Here is a 17,494-nt window from a genome sequence, read left to right as displayed (position 1 = left end):
CCGTTCCGTGACAATCCGGAGGCGCCCCCCTACGCTCAGACTGTTGCATCACAAACCGGGAGGTCGGCATGCCCACATGCGCGATCTGCGGCACCCAGATGACCCAAGGACGCGCCCGGGCCCGCCGCACCTGCTCCGCGGTCTGCCGCCAGGCGGCCTACCGGCGCCGCCGAGCCGCCGAGGTAACCGCACTCCGGGCCGCCGCGCAGCCCCCCACCGCCGCACCGTCACGTAACGAACCCGCGGAGCCGGAAGGCGACGACAGCCCGGCCGGACCGATCCGCGCCGCCGCCACAGCCCTGGCCACCGCCGCAGGACACACGGCCTCCGCAGCCGAGGAAGGGACCTTCCAGGACGACTCCCTCGCCACCCTGCAACGCCGCTACACCGAGCTGGTCGAGGCCGTCCGTGCCGCCACGCGGCCCCGGAACCCGTCACGCAACGAACCGACAGGCACCGAACCCGTCCAGGTCCGCACCGCAGCAACCCCCCTGCCGGCCACGGTCGACACCCCGACCGGACCCGGCCCGGCACACCCCGCACCGTCACGTAACGAACCCGACCGTCCCCCACGCGCCCCGAAGCGACCGCGCCTGTCACGCAAGAAAGCCCTCGCACTGCTGGACACCGCCGACATCGTCAAGAACGAGCACTACAAAGAGACAGGCACCTGGGACGTCGTAGCTGGCGACACTGTCATCTGCCACATCGCACCCAACTTCAACGGCCTGCGCCGCAACGGCTGGAACGCCTGGCCACACGGAACCACCCCCAACCGCCGCGACCACTACCCCACCCGGGAGCGCGCCGCGGCCGCCGGCACCGACTCCTGGCTGCGCACCGTCACCGCCAGGCCGCGCAACTGAATCCCGCAACCGCCCCCCGGGCATACGAACCGGCAGTGGCACCGCCACCGCGCCCGGGAACCGCGCCCCGTCGACCGTCCGAGCCCACCTGCACCCGACCACTCCGGCAGACCTGCACCCGCCGACCGCGCGGCCGACGGATGCCCGGGCGGGCCGTCACGACGCCGGCCTCGGAGGCCGCCAGGACGCCGTTCCCGATGCGGGGCGCGGCTCGGCGGATGAACCGGGTGGCGGGCAGCAGGCTGCCCCCCGTTGCCGAGAGCCCGGCGCCGACTGCTGCGGGAGCGGTCATTCCGCGCATGGCCGCGAGCGCTCCCATCGCCACGTCGGCCAGGATCGAGATCCGCCCGATCAGTGCGGTGCGTTGGGTGGGCAGCGCCTCGTCGTGGTCGTTGGTCTCTGCCATGTCCGCCCCCTCATTGTTCTCACAGATCTGCTAGTCCTTCTGTCCGGCAGCGGGCCGACTGCAGGAATCCTCCGGCTGTCGTTCACGACGAAGAGCGACCAGCCGTTGCGGTTGGGGCGACCTTGGGGCCGACACGCGACGACACCGTGCGGATCTCGGTTCGTCACGTGACAGCGGGGCTGTGGGGGCGGCCGCACTCCAGGCCACCCCCACAGCCCGGTTCGCTGCCCGAGCCGCACCCGCACCCGGGCACGCCGTCCCGGTGCTGCCGTGACCGGGCCTCGGCGTGCCGACGGATCTCCGGTCCGTTACGTGACGATCCGATACCCGCGGCTCGCGGAAGACCACCCGAGCGACCGGGCGGTGTCCCGTCACAGGCCCGGCCCCCTCTGCCCGCCTCCGGCCCCGGACGGCAGAGAGCAGGACCGGAACCCCGCCTACGCCCGCCGCAAGGGCGCCCTGGCCGCCGCTGCGCACTGTCCGCCCTGAAAGTCCACACCGTCCGGCCGCCGTGTCCCCCGGCTACGACGGGCAGAGTACCGGGAACGGCCCGGAGAGCCTCCAGCGGGTATGAGGGCCGGGCGGGGTCAGCGCCAGTCGAGGCCGAGCGCGGCGAGCCGCTCCAACGGCTCGCCGGTCACCTTCGCCCGACGGCTCTCGGTGTTCGACAGGAACACCCCGAGCTACACCTTCACCGTGCCGCCGTCGCCGTCCAGCACCGGCGCGACATGGCCGCGCGGCACGATCACCGAACCGGTGCGTTCTCAGTACTGGACGAGCGCGGCCAGAGCGCGGTCGAAGGAGCTTGCCTTCCCAGCGCCGACCGTCTTCTTCACCGCACCCTCCTTCCCCGTCGGGGCCGCCTCCGGCTCGATGCCAAGCTCGGCCAGACGCCCCTGCTGCGCCCCGCTCAGGCCCTGCCACACGACGTGCCGGCACTGGCGTTCCAGCCACCGGCCGACATCGAGCCCGTGCAGGGTCACCCCCGGAAGCAGATCGCCCGGCTGCGCTCCGCTCTGGAGGCAATCGGCCACGGCGGCGTAGTGGCGGGTCAGGCTTCGCGGGGGGAGGCGGTGTCGGGGCGCTGGTCGGAGAAGAAGTCCAGCTCCTCCCCGAACAGTTTCTCGCGTTCGCCCGTAGGGAAGACGGTTTTCCCGTAGAGGGCGTGCTGGCAGATCAGCGATTGCTGGGAGGTGGACAGCCTGAGGCTGCGCCGGGTCTCCGTGGGTTCGGTGAACCACTGCGAGACCGGCAGGCGCAGGTAGACGTCGGAGCCGCTGTCCTTGTCGTAGACGAGGCGCGTCAGGCCCTCAAGGACCACCTCGTGGTTGAGCGTGCTCTGCGTGCCGGCGGGATCGGAGAACGACACGGTCCACGACCACCTCTGGTCGTCCGAGAGCGTCGCGTTCTCCGGGATCTTGCCGTCGAGGCCAACGAGGAATTCGGTGTGGGGGCCGAGCACTGCGCGATCCCACTCCACGTCTCCCAGCCACGGAGACACGGAGAGAAAGCCCTCCACGATGCTCCGTGTCTCCTCGTCGCTGATCAGGTGTTCTCCACTCACTCTTCTCCTCCACCGGTCGGCCTGCGGGGAGGCTACCCCCGGAACCTCGGTGGCGGCCCGGTCCCGCCGAATCCGCCGAGTCATACCTAAACCGCATTATTTGCATATATCAAGGACAGTTGGCGCGCTCGGTCGGTCACCCGCTCGGGCTCGGGTGCGCGGACCCGACCACCGTCCACGCACTCGCCCATACCCGCCACCAACCCCTGGCCGGACAGTGCCGCTTGATTTGCCGCATATTCTGCTGCACCATGTGAGGCATGAGTAGTCTCACCGGAAAGGCCGTGGCGCGGAAGTCGGTACCCGTAACGGCCGAGGACACCCAGACAGTCGAGCGCCTCCGGGAGCCCGCCGGCGCCTACCGCGCCGCCATCGCCGAACTCCTCGGGGTCGAACTCTCCGCGAACCCCTCCGAGGCCGAAGTCCTCCAGGCCCTCCTCGAAGCCGGCCGCATCGCCGTCGAGCAGAAGGTCATGGCCACCGGCTACGCCGCGCTGGCCGCCGCCCGCGACGACGAAGACCGCGAACACGCCCGTGCCATGCGGAGCCGCCGCCGCGGCTCCAGTGAGGACTGAGAAACACCGTGACCGAGATCGTGCCGGTGCGCGGCGTCGTCTACCGAGCGGACGCCGGCCACGGCCTCAAGCCGTTCCTCGTCGTGTCGAACAACGCCCGCAACCAGAAGCTCGACGACTGCCTCGCCGTCCGGCTCACCACCACCCCCAAGCCCGACCTCCCGAGCATCGTCAAACTCGGCCCCGCCGACGCGGGCCTGGTCGGCGCGGTCCTGTGCGACGACATCGTCGTGCTCTACCGCGACGAACTCCGCGAGACTCTCGGGGCCCTCAGCCCCACCACCATGGTCAAGGTCGCCGCCGGCCTGCGCGCCGCCCTCGCCCTGTAGGCGGCCGCACCGCATCAACACATGCGGCGGGGCCAGCCCGCCGGCGCGCTGCCTTCAGCGGCCGCTCTCCGGCTGCCGGCTGCACTGCCGCCCGCTCGCGCCCCGCGCCGGCCCCGGCGCGGGGTCCTGCCGGCTGGATGGACCGCCGCAGGGCGACCCGTGGTGGCAGGTGCGCCTGTCGCGGGTCGCAGTGCTCATGTGCCGCGCGGGGGAGGGGGAGTGCCTCACCACGGCCTTCTGCTGCGGCTTCGTGTGTCAGGCAGATGAGATTCCGGCGGGTAGGGAAGGCGCCCTGCGGCCCTTCTGACGGGCGATCGCCGCTCCGCCGGGCCCCCAGGTATCCGGCGGGGCACTGGCAGGCCCCCAGGGGGCCCGTGGAGCTCCGCCCGAACCCCGGCCAGTTCGTTATGTGACGATCCGGGCGGCCCCTGGCCACCCCGGCCGGAGAGACACGAACGGGCGGGGCACACACGAAGCCCTCGCCGCGAGGCAGCTCGTAGAACGGCCAAGGTTTCGAAGGTGAACCTGCCCGTAACCTTCACCCTTCCGGACCCAGCTGGAACGCCAACTATCCTGATGCGGCAGCACTGGTCATAGGTCTCAAGGGCTGCGGCGACATTCCCGCCGCCACCCCGGCCGTCCGAGTGTTCATGGACCCCCTGCTCGCCGACGGATCGCTGCACGCGAGCTGGAGCCCCGCAACCGCCGCCTGGGAGCCGTGCCACGGGTAGCGTGGTGCTCAGCCCGGACGTCGTGATTCCGCCGCGGCGGAGGCTAACGTGGGGCAGGCATTCGGGGGAGAGGTCGCTATGCACGTGCTCGACCGGCCAGGCCCTCCTCGCGCAGTCGGCGCAGTCGTGCCCGCATCTTCTCGATGCCCGCACCCGGGACGGTTCCGGTTCTTCCCGCCGGTCGTGATCTATGCCTCCGGTAGGCTTGGGTCGTGGGGTCGGCGACGTCACCGGTCGTGGTGGGCGATGTCGGTGGCCTCAGTGGCTGGCTGGCGGCCTTGCGACCGGCAGTGCTGCAGCACTGGCTGGTCTCTGCGTCATCATGATTCGCAACGGTCTCCACGTGGTCTGTGACCTCTGGTTTTACCCTCGGGTCGTGATCAGCCCTGGAGGGCTGGCAATCTGCACGAGACCATCACGTCCTCCCAGGCCGCCGTGGTCGTGATCAGCCCTGGAGGGCTGGCAATCGCCGCCGCAGGACGCCGGCCAGGACGAGAGCGCCCGTCGTGATCAGCCCTGGAGGGCTGGCAATCCGAGGCGATCCGGGCCGGGCACCACCAGGCCGCCGGTCGTGATCAGCCCGGGAGGGCTGGCAATGGAACTCGGACGGTGACCGTTTCTCCGGCCACCTGGGTCGTGATCAGCCCGGGAGGGTTGGCAATCCGTCCATGCCGACAGTGACTAGCCAGGCCAGCTGGGTCGTGATCTGCCCTGGGGGGTGGCAGTTCAAGGTGCGCGGCGTCAAGGTCACCTTCGCAGGCGGTTTCTTCTCGGCGGCCCCTGATCGGACGGCATGTGACGACGCCTCAGTTTGCGTCCGGTGTGGAGGGCGCCGGCTCGTTGAGCTGTCCGAAGGGGACGTGCACGCTGGGCGTCGTGCGGGAGGTGCTCGCGAGGTGGACGACCTGGTCGTCGAAGAAGATGTGCGGCTTGAGGATCTTCATGATCTCGCCTTTGTCGATCCCTCCGAGGAAGAACGCGTCGTTCGCGGACACCCCACCGCTTCAGGCTCATGACCGCTCGCTCGTGGGCGGGGGCGTTGCGCGCGGTGACGATCGATACGTGAACACGCAGGCGGTACCCGGGATCCTTCCGGCGTTCTTCCTCCTCCCGGTGCTGGATCCGGTTCACCGCTGCAAGGAAGTCCTTGAGCGGTCCCGCATCGTGCGCGATGTCGGCGTTGGCGGTCTCATGCTCCCGGAAGCTCTCGATCCCGCCGCTCTGGAAGACCTGCTCGGAGGCGCCGTCGGCAAGGATCCCGTCGAAGTCGAAGGATACCCGTAGGTCCTGGTCGCCCATGTCGTCCTCGACGATCGGGCCAAGGACGTAGCCGGCGGGCAGACCCGCGTCCACGGCCTCGCGGACATCGTCCTGGTTCGCCGAGAGGAACAGCGACATGTTGAGTACTGGCATGAACCGGTACGGGGACCTGCCCTGCATGAACACAGCCCGCGATATCGGCAGTTTGTTGGTCTGGATGGAGCGCATGACCCGAAGCCCTGTGTCGGGATCGTTGCGGGACAGCACGATGACCTCGACCAGGGGGTCCCCAGGGGAGAGGTCGTTCAGTGACAGCAGTCGCCGGATGAACGGGAACGCCACCCCGGGCCGGAGCGTGTCATCCAAATGCTCTTCCTGGTAGGCCCGGTAACCTTCCTCGCCGTGCTCCCGGAACACCGCGTCCGACTCGGCCAGGTCGAACAGGGCGCTGGAAGCGATGCCGATGACGAGTCGCTCCGAAAGGTCGTACGGCACCTCATCAACCCCTCTGCACCATCCAGGCCGCGGTATGTCCACTATTGTCGCACCAATGTGCGAAAACGTCGGAGGCGTGCCTGGGCGGCAGGTCGGTCCGACTGGGCCCAGGAAGGCACTTCAGGACGGGCAAGCCGTGCCGCCGTGCGGATGGCCCCATCAGTACCGGCGTGGAGGTCTTCCCGGCCCGCCGCCAGCAACGCCCGCCCTCCACGCGTGGACGCGTTCGAGGTCTGTTTGATGGAATCCGCTGAGCCCGAGTCCTATGCGGGCCAGCCGGGGGCAGGTGGTCGGCCGACCCGCAGGCCGGTGGCGTGTTCGGCTGCCGTGCCCACGATGAGGCAGTGTCAGAGAACGACCGGAATGAGTGACGACATGGCTACACCTGCCGACCTGCTCAGGGGAGCAGGGGCTGGCGGTTCTGCCCGCGGACGGCTCGGTAGCCTCGCCCGATGCGCATCCTGTTCACGTTCATCGGTGGCAGTGGCCACTTCCGCCCCCTCATCCCGGTGGCCCGCGCGGCGCAGGCCGCCGGGCACACCGTCGCGGTCGCGGGCAGCGGCGGCAGAACGGCCGAGATCACGGCGGCCGGGTTCACCGCCTTCGCCACCAGCGAGCCGCGGGTAGGTACGGCGGGTCCCGCGGGCGCGGCGGCCACGCCCGTCGACGTACCCGATCCGGCGGCTGACCTGCGGCAGCTCGCCGAGGGCTTCGCCCGGCGCGGCGGGAGACGGCAGGCTGCTGCGGTGCTGGACATCGCCCGCGTTTGGAAGCCCGATGTCCTGGTGCGCGACGAGGTCGACTTCGGCACCTCGATCGCGGCCGAGGTGCTCGGGATACCCTGTGCGACCGTCATCGTGCTGGCCGCCGGGGGCTTCCTGCGCAAGGAGGTCGTCGCGGGGCCGCTGCACGAGCTGCGCTCCGAGTACGGCCTGCCGGCCGACCCCGGGCTCGCGATGCTGGACCGGGACGTGGTCCTGTCGCCGTCCCCGTACGCCTTCCGGGACCCGCGCTTCCCGTTGCCCGCCCACGCGTTCGCGTTCCGGCCGGGCCCGGCCGTCCCCGCGGCCCCCGTGCGGGACACCCCCACCGTGTACTTCACGCTCGGCACCGTCTACACCAGCACCGAGCTGTTCGCCCGGGTCCTGACCGGGCTGCAGGGACTCGCGGCGAACGTGGTCACGACGGTCGGCTCCCGGGTCGACCCCGCGCTGTTCGGGCCAATGCCGCCGAACGTCCGGATCGAGCGCTTCGTCCCGCAGGATCAACTGCTGCCGCAGTGCGGCCTGGTGGTCTCGCACGGCGGCTCCGGCAGCCTGCTCGGCACGCTCGCCCACGGCCTGCCCTCGGTGCTGCTGCCGCTCGGCGCGGACCAGCCGTACAACGCGCGGCGGTGCGTCGAACTCGGTACCGCCCGGGTGCTGGACCCGGTCACCGTGACCCCGGACGAGGTGCGCGAGACGGTGTCGGCGGTACTGGCCGACGAAGGCTACCGCCATGCCGCCGAGCGGCTTCAGCGCGAGACCAACGCCCTGCCCGGACCGGAGCAGACCGTTCCCCTGCTCGAAGCACTCCGCTGAGCATCCCGCGTCCCCGTATCGGCCCCGCTCGCTGACGGCCCCGCACGTCGTGGCGGTTGGAGGGCACGGCCGGGCTGGACGCGGCTGCCGCCGTGCTCGGCCTGCCCCGCCGCCCGGAGCCGGGACGTGCGTGGGTCCGCTGGCCGCACCGTCCGGTCCTCGGCGGCGGCCGCGCGTTCCCCCTGGACAGAAGGATCCGTACCGCACTGCCGCACTGCGGTCCCGACCCGCGATCCGACCCGGCGGCCCGGGACGCCCCGGCGGCTGCGCGCGGTCGGCCGGCGCTCTGCGGGGTGGCCGTTCTGGTTCTGCTTCGGAGCGGAGCGGCTCCTGGTGGTCGAGGCCGATCTCGGCGGAGCTCCCGTCGGCGAGTCGCAGGGTCTCCTTGTGTCTGCGCGGCACGTCGAGGTGCCCTTCCCGCTCGCGGTACTGGGTGGCTGCGGCGAGGTTTCGGGCCTCTTTCTCCGCGTGTGTCACCTCCGCGGCCGGCTTCTTCGGGCGGCCGGTCAGTTCCGGTCGGCGACGCCGGCCTCCAGGACGGAGACCACGGCGAACAGCGAGAAGCAGACGGCGCCGAGGCCGACCAGGACCCGGGCCGCGACCGTCACGTCCGGGTCGGCCGACTCGAACAGGAACGCCGCCATGAACAGGCACAGCAGTGTGGTGCCGACCGGGACCAGCGGGGCACGGCCGGCCGGCGGCGCGGCACGGCGCCAGCCGAGGGCGAGCAGCAGCACCGCGCTCAGCACCGTCCAGCACAGCAGACCCAGCCCGATCTGCACATACCCGGTGGCCAGTTGACCGGGCCGGGGGTCCAGGGCGACGACGACCAGGCCCCCGGTGATGTCCATGGCGCCGAGCACGGCGGCCGGGACGAGCCACCAGACCCGCTCCCGCCGGCTGTACGTGTTCCGGATCTGCCGCAGCAGGGTGATCACCAGCCCGATCAGGGCGGTGCAGACGATCGCCTGGTCGACCACCACGTGCCCGGCCGTGAAGCGCCCGTCCGAGTCCCCGCCGCCCCCGTTGGCCAGCATGACGGTCGCCCACGCCCAGGCGGCGGCGGCCGCAAGGACCGGGACCGCCACCAGCGCCCGGGCCGCGGACCGGCCGAACGGCGCGGGCGAGCGCGGCGGGGAACCCTCCGGCAGGACGGCGTTCGGCCCGATCAGCGTGAAGCGGGTGGCGACCGCGGCCACCGACGAGACGCACACGCAGACCAGGCCGATGCCGAGGACCACACTGCCGGCCACGAAGTCGGCCACCGGCCGGTGGCTCTCCGCCAGCAGGCCCAGCCCGTAGCCGACGGCGGCACCGGACACCGCGAAGCCGAACGCCGGGTAGCCGATCCGGTCCAACGCGCCGAAACGGCCGATCAGTTGCCGCACGACGGTCGCCGCGACGGCGAACAGGCAGAGACAGACGGCGGCCAGGAAGACCAGCGTCAGGCCCGCGACCCGGGCACTCGGCCCGGTGGAGTGCGCGAGGACGTAGCCGCCGAGCGCGGCCGACACCGCGCCCATGAGCAGCGGAATCGCCCGGAGCAGCACGCTCATTCCGTGGTCCACCAGGTCTCCTCGCTCCCTCGCACTCGCCGGTCCCGGGCGGCAGTCAGTGTTCAGCCCGCCGGGTCTCCGGCCGGGACCCCGACGGCGGGTGTCCACGGATTTCGTCCGATCGGCTCACGGCCGCTCCTGGCCGCCCTCCGGCCCGCTGCGCCCCCGCCCCCGGATCGGCAGCCTGCGGTCGCGGCCGAAGCCTTCGCCACGGCTGCCGTCCGGGACCGGGACGTTCGTCGACACCTTCCGGGTGGATCACCGCAGCATGGGCTCCCGGCGCTGCCTCGGCACCCAGCGCGCTGCCCAGGGGGAGGGCATGGTCACCACATGCGGTCCCGCCACTCCGCGGTGGGGAGATAGGTCTCGGAGTGGTCGCCGATCCGCTCCGCCCAACGGGAGTCGACCAGCATCGCCCTCGTGAGGAGTACGTCACCGGCCCGCTGGGTGGAGCCGAAGAACCCCAACTCCTCCGAGGCCAGGTCCCCCAGCTGGGTGTGCTGCAGACAGACGTCGTGGGCGTCGGCGTGCGCGGTGAGGTCGGCCACCAGCTCGGACGGCACACGCCCCACCAACGGCAGACCGTCCAGGAAGACCTGGGGACCGCACCGCGCGTCGAACGCCACGCCCACCAGGCGCCCGGCGTCGAAGTACGCGGTGACGGCCGCCAAGGCCGGCACGCGAGGAAGATCGAACTCGCTGCTCACCACGGACCCGTAGTGCGGTCGGACCCTCCTCCACTGGCTGGGCACGAGCTCGCCGACGAGTTCCTGCTCGGCCTCCTCGGCTGTCATCCCGAACCGCAGCGGGCCCAACCCGTGGAGCGGCTCCGATGTCCACCGGCGGGCTCGGGCGTCTTCCTGGTGACCCAGGACGTCCACGTCGTCGCCGGGACTGTGCGGGAATCGCTCACACGGCGAGCCCTGGGGCTTCGGACGAGGAGGTCCGGCACGCCCTGACCGTGGCGCTGGCCGACCGCTGGGTCGTGGCGCTGCCCTGCGGTCGGCCAGTGCCCCCCGCCGTGGACGCCTTCACCGCCGACGCTGTCCCTGATCCGTACCGCACACGCGGGCACGGGCACCCTGGAGCGCCACCAACAGGCAAGAGGGCCGGGCGCTGCCGGGCCGTCTCGGGGCCGTGCCTCTCGCCGCGGGCTTGGTGCGGGTCAGCTGAAGGCGGCGGCACCGCGCAGCAGGTGGTGGTCGGACATGCCGGCGGTGCAGGCAGCGGCGTCACCACGCAGGGTGTTGAACGAGCGGCGGTCCAGGAAGATGTAGTCGATCTTCAGGGACAGGGTCGTCGGCGAGGAACAGGTGGAGTCCTCGGTCGGCTCGCCGCTGCGGCAGGCCGACTCGCTCGTGGAGCAGCCGGCCGCGGCGTAGTAGCTGGTGTCGTTCTCGTCGGCCTCGCCGAAGATGCCGGTGCCGCCGTGGTTGTCGTAGAGCGGGTTGAGGTTCGCGTCGCCCGGGGGCATGTTGAAGTCGCCGCCGAGTGCCACCGGGTCGCCCTGGTTCGAGTAGCTTTTGGTCACACTCGCGACCTGGGCTACCTGGGGGCCCTGGTTCCCCGGGGTGAAGTCGATGTGGGTGTCGCAGACGCGGACGTTGTGAGCCTTGACGTTCGCACGGGCGCACAGCAGGATGCGCTGCTCCGCGTTCATCGGGTTCGGCAGCATGGTGACGCTGCGGGTACTGAGGTCGATCGTGCCGGTGCCGCCCTTGACGAAGATCGCGAGGCCGAAGCGGGCGAGGGTGGTGTCGGGCTTGACCCTCTCCAAGGGGTCGGCGATCCACTTCCTGCAGCCGTCCGCGGAGGGAAGTGCCGCGCCCCAGACCGTGTCGTACGGCTGCGAAGCCCGGGTGGCCAGCGAGTCGCGCAGGAGCTGCCACTGGGCGTAGCACATCTCCTGGAACATGATCACGTCGTCGTCCCAGCCGTCCATGGCGGCGATGGTCTTGTCGCGCCAGGCGCTCGGGTTCTGCTGGTAGATGCCGCACTTCCCGCCGCAGACGTTGTACGACAGGAACCGCGGCTTGGGCCAGTTCACAGCGTCCGGGGTGTCCGCCTTCGCGGGGGCGGCTATGAAGAGCAGACAGAGGGCTGACAGCAGTGCCGTCAGGAACTTCGGGGCCGAACGCACAGAACTTCTCTCCATCGGTAAACGATCAATGGTGGTCGCCGGAGATCATGACGGATGAGGACGCCTCCGTCACAATCCTTTACGTGAGGTGGGTGCGCGGGCGCCAGACGGGACGCATGGGGGCAAAGTTGGAGTGAGCGATGTCTGGCCCTTCCAGAACCCCAAGGTGCTGGGCCGCATGCAGCGGGGGGGGGGTGTCCGCCGTGGCTCCTGGGCTCGGGACATGACCCCCTCGCCCCTTCCGAGCTACGGCATGTCCGCATCCACGCGGCCGGGCAGACCGCCCGCCTTGAGGTCGACGGCCCTGACATCGCCGACTACCTCGCCTCCTATCAGCTTCAGCACACCGCCGGGCAGCCACCGGAGCTTCTGCTGCTCCTGCGCTCCACCGCACAACCAGTGTGAGAGGGTGCCGCCCGGGTCGTCGGGGCCGAGCCCGACCCGGACCGCACTGACGCGTTGGGCCGACCGGTCAAGATCGCCTGTCAAAGGACGAGGGCTCCCGGAACCGGACCAACGGCGGGTGCTCCACGGCGTCCGGGTCGGCCCGCGGGTCGTAGGTGGTGAGCCCGGCCGCCCGCACCCGCTCCGCGATCCGAAGCCGCACCCGCCGACAGCCGGGTTGTCCCTGCTCTAGGCGGGACAACCCGACCGGGCTGTCCCCGGAACGCGGCACGTTGTCCCGCTCTTCCACACCGTCCGCGTGCGCTCACCCGGCGGCGTCGGCGGGCACGGCAACGGCTTCACGAGGGGCGGGAAGGCCGGCGGTGAAGGCGCGGTTCGCCTGGTCCGCGTCCCGACCGGTCCACGGCGCGCTCGCGTCCAGGACCGGGCCGATCGGCTTGGCCTTGAAGCTTCGGTAGTCCTCCCGGAGGCCGGCGATCCAGCGGTCGACCGACAAGCACTTGGTTCCGTAGTCCGTCGGACTGATCCTGCTGTTCATGGACTCCACATTGGTGGCGACCTCGCCGCGCCGCTCCTCCAGCTCGCCGACCGGGGCGTAGCCGTACTTCTCGGTGATCCACTCCCACGGCGTTCCCCTGACCACCTCGGCGGTGAACGCCCAGGCGACGAGCAGATCGGTGCGGTACCTGACCCGGCGCACCGCGGACACATAGTCCCCGGCCTCGGCGGGATCGTGGGCGAGGAGCAGAGCCAGCTGCGCCGCCTGCTCCGCTACCGCCTGGGCTTGGGAGGCGAGCTGCAGCCGTGCCCGGTCGGAGGCGCTGAACGCGCCCATCGGGAGCCTGTAGACGCCCTTCCAGGCGTCAGCGGCCGTGTCAGTGGTGATGTCGTTGCTCATGCCGGGTGAACACCACGGGCGGACCGAAGGTCACGCACCCGGCACCCCGCGCACGGCGACGACCACCGTGCTGGCCAAGGGCGCCCAGCAGTGCGAGGAGAGCCAAGCGCACAACAGCCTGCCGATGGTCACCGGCTCGAAGGAGGTCCACGAGATCCCGGTGATCGGCAAGTTCTGGCCCCAGGGCGACCCGAAGCGCCTGCGCGGCGCGGCCCAGGTGTGGGCGCAGTGCGCCTCGGTCGTCGACACGGCGCAGCGCAACGCGGGCCGGCACGCCGCCGGGGTGATGGAGAGGTGCACCGGTGCCGCGTTCGAAGGTTTCGCGTCGTACGCGGCGACGGTGTTCGACCCGTGCCCGCCGGGCGGCACCGCGGTGGCGGCGTCGCAGCCGTTGATGGTGAACATCTCGGCGGCCCGCCGGGAGCTGCAGGCGATCTGCGAGCAGTACGCGCAGGCGATCGAGTCGTGCCAGGACACGCTGATCGGGCTCGGGGTCGCCGCCGGGGTCGTCACCACGGCCGGAGTGGTCCTGACGCTCTTCACGTTCGGGGCCTCGGACGCGGCCGCGGCCGTCGCGGAGGCCGAGGCGGTCGTCTCCTCCCTGGCGTCGCGCCTGGTGGTGCTCGCCGGGACGGCCGCCGCGGCGAGCGCGGTGCCGGCCGTGACGGGCGTCGACTCGGCAGGCACGGCCACGCCGTCCGACCCCGCGGGCCAGCAGCCCGCGGGCGACGGGACCGGGGCGACAACAGCGGACCGTGATCAAGCTCGGTTGAGTACACGCGAACGTGCTCAATGATCAGGCGGCGACGCCGAGTTCGCTGTGGGTCCGGTGCAGGAAGTCGCGGACGGTACTCTCGCGCCGCCAGGGGGTGAGTGCGGCGTTGAACTCGCGGACGTAGTCCTTGGCCCGGCTGGACTGGACGCGGGCGAGGATGTCGACGGCCTGGTTGCCGAGCTCCAGGCCCTGGTCGAGGTCTTTCGCCTGGAGGTGGGCGGTCCCCACGATGGCCAGGCGCATGCCGACGGAGCGGGTGAACACGCCGGTCGGCATGGCGGCGGCCTGCGCGTTCCAGGCCAGGGCGGCCTTGGGGTTCTTGAGGTCGCGGAAGACCTCGGCGGCGTCGGCGGAGAGCCGGGCGTGGTGATAGAAGTCGATCCAGGCGGGTTCACCGGCGCCGTCGCGGGCCTGGTCGAGCAGGCTCTCGGAGGAGGCGAGCGCGGCGGAGGCGGCCTTGGCGTTGTTGTCGCGGGCGTGGGCCCTGGCCTCGATGAGCTTGGTGAAGGCCAGCACCCGGGGGGCGGCATGGCCCTTGGCCCGCTGGAAGGCGCCCTGGGTCATGTCGATGGCTTCCGAGGCGAAGCCCCGCAGCAGGGTCTGCATCGCCATCGTGGTCAGCACATAGCAGCCGAGCTCGACGTCGCGGCCTGCCCGCGCGAGGCGGAGTGCCTGGATGAAGTGCCGCTGGGCGGCGTCGTGCTGGCCGACGTCGAAGGCGGTCCAGCCGGCAAGGCGGGACAGCTCGGCGGTCACCGAGAACAGCTGGCGGCCCACGTCGTCGCTGAACGATCCGTTCAGGAGCGGTACCGCGCGTTCCTGGAGGCAGGCGGTGACGGAGTTGGCTTTCCAGTTCCCGCCGCCGTATTTCGAGTCCCAGCGTCGGGCGTCGTCTGCAGCGTCCCGCAGTTCGGTGAGGTCGGCGGCTCCGACCCGGCCGCGGCCCCGGTGGGCGGCGTCGTCGTCGGCGGGGGTGACCAGCCAGCGGGTGACCGGGGTGGTGAACGCGGAGACGGCGAAGCCCGTTCCGGTGAGGAAGTCGCGGCGGTTCACAGTGCTCCAGAACGAAGTGGCGACGCGGACGGCGTCGGTGGGGTCTCGCGGGAAATCCAACCCCACCGCGGCGTCCGGCGTCTCGGCATCCGCCATGCCGATCTCCGCCAACTGCACGGGCCGGCCGAGGCGTTCGCCGATCGCCTGGGCCAGCAGTTTGGGCACCGGCCAGTCGGGGACCATGCCCCGGCGGCACCAGTTCGCGACCGAGGTATGCGTATACGTGGTGGTCAGCCCGGCCTCGGTGGCGAGTTGGTTTACGCGGTGGGCCAGCGATTTGTGGCTGGCACCCTCGCACTGGTCGATCATCCGGGCCAGCGCGTCGTTCGGCGGCTTGGCCCGGCGGGTGGTCGACGCCACAGCGTCCCCCTCAATCGGTCCCCGGCTGGGCACGGGGAGTCGTACGCGACTGGTGCAGGAGAAGTCGTACATCCGGCAGCTGAGGCCGGGTCACCGAGGGTATTGCCTCCGCCGCTCGCGGTGAACCGCTTTCGCGAGTTGTGAGCCCCCTTGCGAGCCCTGCCCGCACCGGTCGCCAGGCGGTTGCCTGGTGCTCCGGGCCTCCGCCGGGACGGACCACCTTCCGGCGGGGGCCACCACCGATTCACGCTCGGGGGTGACAACCAGATGTGCGGAATCGCAGGACTGGCCGGCGCCGACGCCGTCCGCCACCAGACGACCGTCGCCGCGATGGGGCTCGCTCAGCACCACCGCGGCCCGGACGGCACCCGGCACCTGATCTCGGCCGACGGCCGGGCGGTGCTGTCCATGAACACCCTGCTGATCGTCGACACCGCCGCCGACCCCGGCCCCTACCTGGACCCGGCCAGCGGCATCGTCCTCACCTTCAACGGCGAGATCTACAACTACCGGCAGGCCGCCGCCGCCTGGGGCATCCCGCTGGAGCCCGGCGAGACGGACGCCCACCTGGTGCTGCGGGCCTGGGCCAAGCTCGGCCCTGGCTGCATGGCCGGCCTGGACGGCATGTTCGCGCTCGCCGCCTACGACCCCCGTGAGGGCCGGCTGTTCCTCGCGCGGGACCGGCTCGGCGAGAAGCCGCTCTACTGGCGTCTGGACGGCGGCCGGCTCGCGTTCGCGTCCGAGGTCACCACCCTGACCGGCTACGGCACCGCCCCGCTGGTCGTCCGCCCCGAGATGCTGAGCATCGAGACGCCGACCGGCGCCGACACCCCGTTCCAGGGCATCCAGCTCCTCCCGCCCGCAGGTCTCCTGGCCTTCGACGTCGCCACCGGTTCGCTGGTCCAGCGGACCTGGTGGTCCCTGGAGGGCCTGGAGCCCTGGCAGGGCGACTACAGGACCGCACTGGCCCGGTTCTCCACCCTGCTGGCCGACCGCGTCCCGATGCGGGCACCGGCCGGGGACTTCGCGCTGCTGCTGTCGGGCGGGCTGGACTCCTCGGTGCTGGCCTACCTGATGCGCCCGCAGCTCTGCGTCACGGTCCGCTACCCCGGCCAGGACCGCCTGGACGAGTCCGCGACAGCGGCCGTCGTCGCCCGGGACATCGGCGCCGAGCTGGTCGTCATCGAGCCGACCGTCCAGGACTTCACCCGCTCGCTGCCTGAGATCATGCACGCGCTGGACTACCCGATGGGCAACGCGTCCACGTTCTCCGAGCACATGGCCTACCGGGCGGTCGCCGAGCGCGGCATCCGCGTCGTTGTCGGCGGGCTGGGGCCGGACGAGTTCCTTATGGGCTACGTCCGCCACGCGCTCGTCCTCTTCGGCCCGGAGGCCGTGCTGGGCGCCGGGCTGGACGCCTACCGGCCACTCGCCTCCAAGCTCACCGGCTCCACCGGCGAGCCGCCCGGGCCGGCCGAGGCGATCGTCCGCCTGGTCCTGCGAGGGCAGGACCCGGACGGGCGGCTGCGCGAGCTGGTCGCCGACGCCCTGGCCCGGGCCGGCGGGGACCTGGCACGGGGCCTGACGCTGGCGGACCTGGCCACGGCCTGGCGCCCGCTGGTGATGACCTCGGACAAGCTGGCCTCCGCGTTCGCGCTGGAGCGGCGCTCGCCGTTCCTGGCGCGGGACCTGGTCGAGTTCTCCTACCGGCTGCCCGTTGAACACAAGATCGCCGACCCGGCGGCCGGCAAGCGCATCCTGAGGGACGCCGCGAAGGCCCTCGGCCTGCCGAGGGAGGTCTGGGGCAGCCGGGACAAGCTCGGCTTCGCCTCCCCGGTCCCCAGCTGGCTGTCCGGCCCGCTGGAGGGCTGGGCCACCGCCCAGATCAGTTCGGCGCTCGACCAGGCCCCGAGCGGTCTGCACCCGCTGTTGGCAGGCGGACTCAGGCCCGGCGGCCGGTTCGACCGCACCCGCATGCAGGCGCTGATGGCCGCTGCCTGGTTCGCCGACCACACCCTGGCAGCGGCAGTATGACATGTCGTCAGCTCACTACGGTGAGCACATGGATACCTTTCCCGAGAACCCGGCCGCCGCCGAGCCGCGCGGAGCGGTCGCGATCATCACCAACCACCGCGGCGAACTCCTCCTGCACCTGCGCGACGACCTCGAACACGTGGCCTGGCCCGGCCACTGGAGTCTGCTGGGAGGCGGCTGCGACCCCGGCGAGAGCCCGGCCGAGGCAATCGTCCGCGAGCTCGACGAGGAAGCCGGACTCGACGCCGGGAGCCTACGCCCGCTGTTCGAGACCCACGACCTGCACGGCTCCGGACAGCTCATCACCTTCTTCGCCGCCCACTGGGACGGCGACGAGACCGCGCTGCCGCTGGCCGAGGGCGTCAAGCTCCAGTTCTTCGCCCCCGAGCACCTGCCCATCCTGACCGTCCCGCCGTTCATCCGCGACGGCATCCACCGTTTCCTCGCCGCCCAGCCCGGCGTCTGAC

15 protein-coding genes and 1 pseudogene are annotated in these 17,494 nt (G+C 71.5%); 7 read left to right on the top strand and 9 right to left on the bottom strand.

Annotation, left to right across the window (positions count from 1 at the left end):
• Positions 1-68 precede the first annotated feature (68 nt).
• Positions 69-866 (top strand): hypothetical protein, encoded by a 798-nt coding sequence (locus ACFVU7_RS38910; RefSeq protein WP_388050709.1) that lies wholly within the window; start codon positions 69-71, stop codon positions 864-866.
• Here the strand turns inward: ACFVU7_RS38910 and ACFVU7_RS38905 are convergent.
• The 3 genes from ACFVU7_RS38905 to ACFVU7_RS38895 form a co-directional block, all read right to left on the bottom strand.
• Positions 844-1,272, bottom strand: coding sequence for a hypothetical protein (locus ACFVU7_RS38905; protein WP_388050706.1), 429 nt, complete (start codon positions 1,270-1,272; stop codon positions 844-846). The two genes, ACFVU7_RS38910 and ACFVU7_RS38905, sit on opposite strands and share 23 nt — an antisense overlap.
• Before the next feature lie 764 nt (positions 1,273-2,036).
• Complete coding sequence (locus ACFVU7_RS38900; protein WP_388050703.1) at positions 2,037-2,255, bottom strand: hypothetical protein; 219 nt, start codon at positions 2,253-2,255, stop codon at positions 2,037-2,039.
• 68 nt (positions 2,256-2,323) lie between these two features.
• Complete coding sequence (locus ACFVU7_RS38895) at positions 2,324-2,836, bottom strand: hypothetical protein (RefSeq protein WP_388050701.1); 513 nt, start codon at positions 2,834-2,836, stop codon at positions 2,324-2,326.
• Positions 2,837-3,096: 260 nt separating this feature from the next.
• Between ACFVU7_RS38895 and ACFVU7_RS38890 the strand changes: the two genes are divergently transcribed.
• Positions 3,097-3,411 carry a hypothetical protein gene (locus tag ACFVU7_RS38890; protein WP_388050698.1) on the top strand — a complete coding sequence of 105 codons (315 nt, stop codon included), beginning with the start codon at positions 3,097-3,099 and terminating at the stop codon, positions 3,409-3,411.
• Between the two features lie 8 nt (positions 3,412-3,419).
• A complete protein-coding gene (locus tag ACFVU7_RS38885) occupies positions 3,420-3,740 on the top strand; it encodes a type II toxin-antitoxin system PemK/MazF family toxin (protein ID WP_388050696.1) in 321 nt (106 codons plus the stop codon).
• A gap of 1,537 nt (positions 3,741-5,277) precedes the next feature.
• On the opposite strand, the pseudogene ACFVU7_RS38880 reads toward ACFVU7_RS38885, so the two are convergent.
• A pseudogene (locus tag ACFVU7_RS38880) lies at positions 5,278-6,226 on the bottom strand (5'-nucleotidase).
• A 452-nt stretch (positions 6,227-6,678) separates the two neighbouring features.
• Between ACFVU7_RS38880 and ACFVU7_RS38875 the strand changes: the two are divergent.
• Positions 6,679-7,806, top strand: coding sequence for a glycosyltransferase (locus tag ACFVU7_RS38875; protein ID WP_388050693.1), 1,128 nt, complete (start codon positions 6,679-6,681; stop codon positions 7,804-7,806).
• A 506-nt stretch (positions 7,807-8,312) separates the two neighbouring features.
• Here ACFVU7_RS38875 and ACFVU7_RS38870 read toward each other — a convergent pair.
• From ACFVU7_RS38870 to ACFVU7_RS38855, 4 genes are all read right to left on the bottom strand, one after another.
• Complete coding sequence (locus tag ACFVU7_RS38870; RefSeq protein WP_388050690.1) at positions 8,313-9,374, bottom strand: DUF2776 family protein; 1,062 nt, start codon at positions 9,372-9,374, stop codon at positions 8,313-8,315.
• 311 nt (positions 9,375-9,685) lie between these two features.
• Positions 9,686-10,156 carry a hypothetical protein gene (locus ACFVU7_RS38865; RefSeq protein ID WP_388050687.1) on the bottom strand — a complete coding sequence of 157 codons (471 nt, stop codon included), beginning with the start codon at positions 10,154-10,156 and terminating at the stop codon, positions 9,686-9,688.
• A 371-nt stretch (positions 10,157-10,527) separates the two neighbouring features.
• A complete protein-coding gene (locus tag ACFVU7_RS38860) occupies positions 10,528-11,502 on the bottom strand; it encodes an endonuclease/exonuclease/phosphatase family protein (RefSeq protein ID WP_388050684.1) in 975 nt (324 codons plus the stop codon).
• A gap of 709 nt (positions 11,503-12,211) precedes the next feature.
• Positions 12,212-12,805: a hypothetical protein gene (locus tag ACFVU7_RS38855; protein WP_388050681.1), complete on the bottom strand. Its 594-nt coding sequence runs from the start codon at positions 12,803-12,805 to the stop codon at positions 12,212-12,214.
• On the opposite strand from ACFVU7_RS38855, the gene ACFVU7_RS38850 reads away from it, so the two are divergent.
• Entirely contained in the window at positions 12,804-13,601 is a 798-nt protein-coding gene (locus ACFVU7_RS38850; protein WP_388050678.1) for a hypothetical protein, read from the top strand. The genes ACFVU7_RS38855 and ACFVU7_RS38850 overlap by 2 nt on opposite strands.
• Here the strand turns inward: ACFVU7_RS38850 and ACFVU7_RS38845 are convergent, their stop codons facing one another.
• Entirely contained in the window at positions 13,602-14,993 is a 1,392-nt protein-coding gene (locus ACFVU7_RS38845) for a sporulation protein (protein WP_388050676.1), read from the bottom strand.
• Positions 14,994-15,260: 267 nt separating this feature from the next.
• Here ACFVU7_RS38845 and ACFVU7_RS38840 point away from each other — a divergent pair, with 267 nt between their 5' ends.
• Both ACFVU7_RS38840 and ACFVU7_RS38835 read left to right on the top strand, forming a co-directional pair.
• Complete coding sequence (locus ACFVU7_RS38840) at positions 15,261-17,027, top strand: asparagine synthetase B family protein (RefSeq protein ID WP_388050673.1); 1,767 nt, start codon at positions 15,261-15,263, stop codon at positions 17,025-17,027.
• Positions 17,028-17,055: 28 nt separating this feature from the next.
• Positions 17,056-17,493 (top strand): NUDIX domain-containing protein, encoded by a 438-nt coding sequence (locus tag ACFVU7_RS38835; protein WP_388050670.1) that lies wholly within the window; start codon positions 17,056-17,058, stop codon positions 17,491-17,493.
• Position 17,494 lies beyond the last annotated feature (1 nt).

Origin of the sequence: Kitasatospora sp. NPDC058046, assembly GCF_042885595.1 — a bacterium.
Taxonomy (GTDB): domain Bacteria; phylum Actinomycetota; class Actinomycetes; order Streptomycetales; family Streptomycetaceae; genus Kitasatospora.
This window is presented reverse-complemented; position numbering and strand designations above follow the sequence as displayed.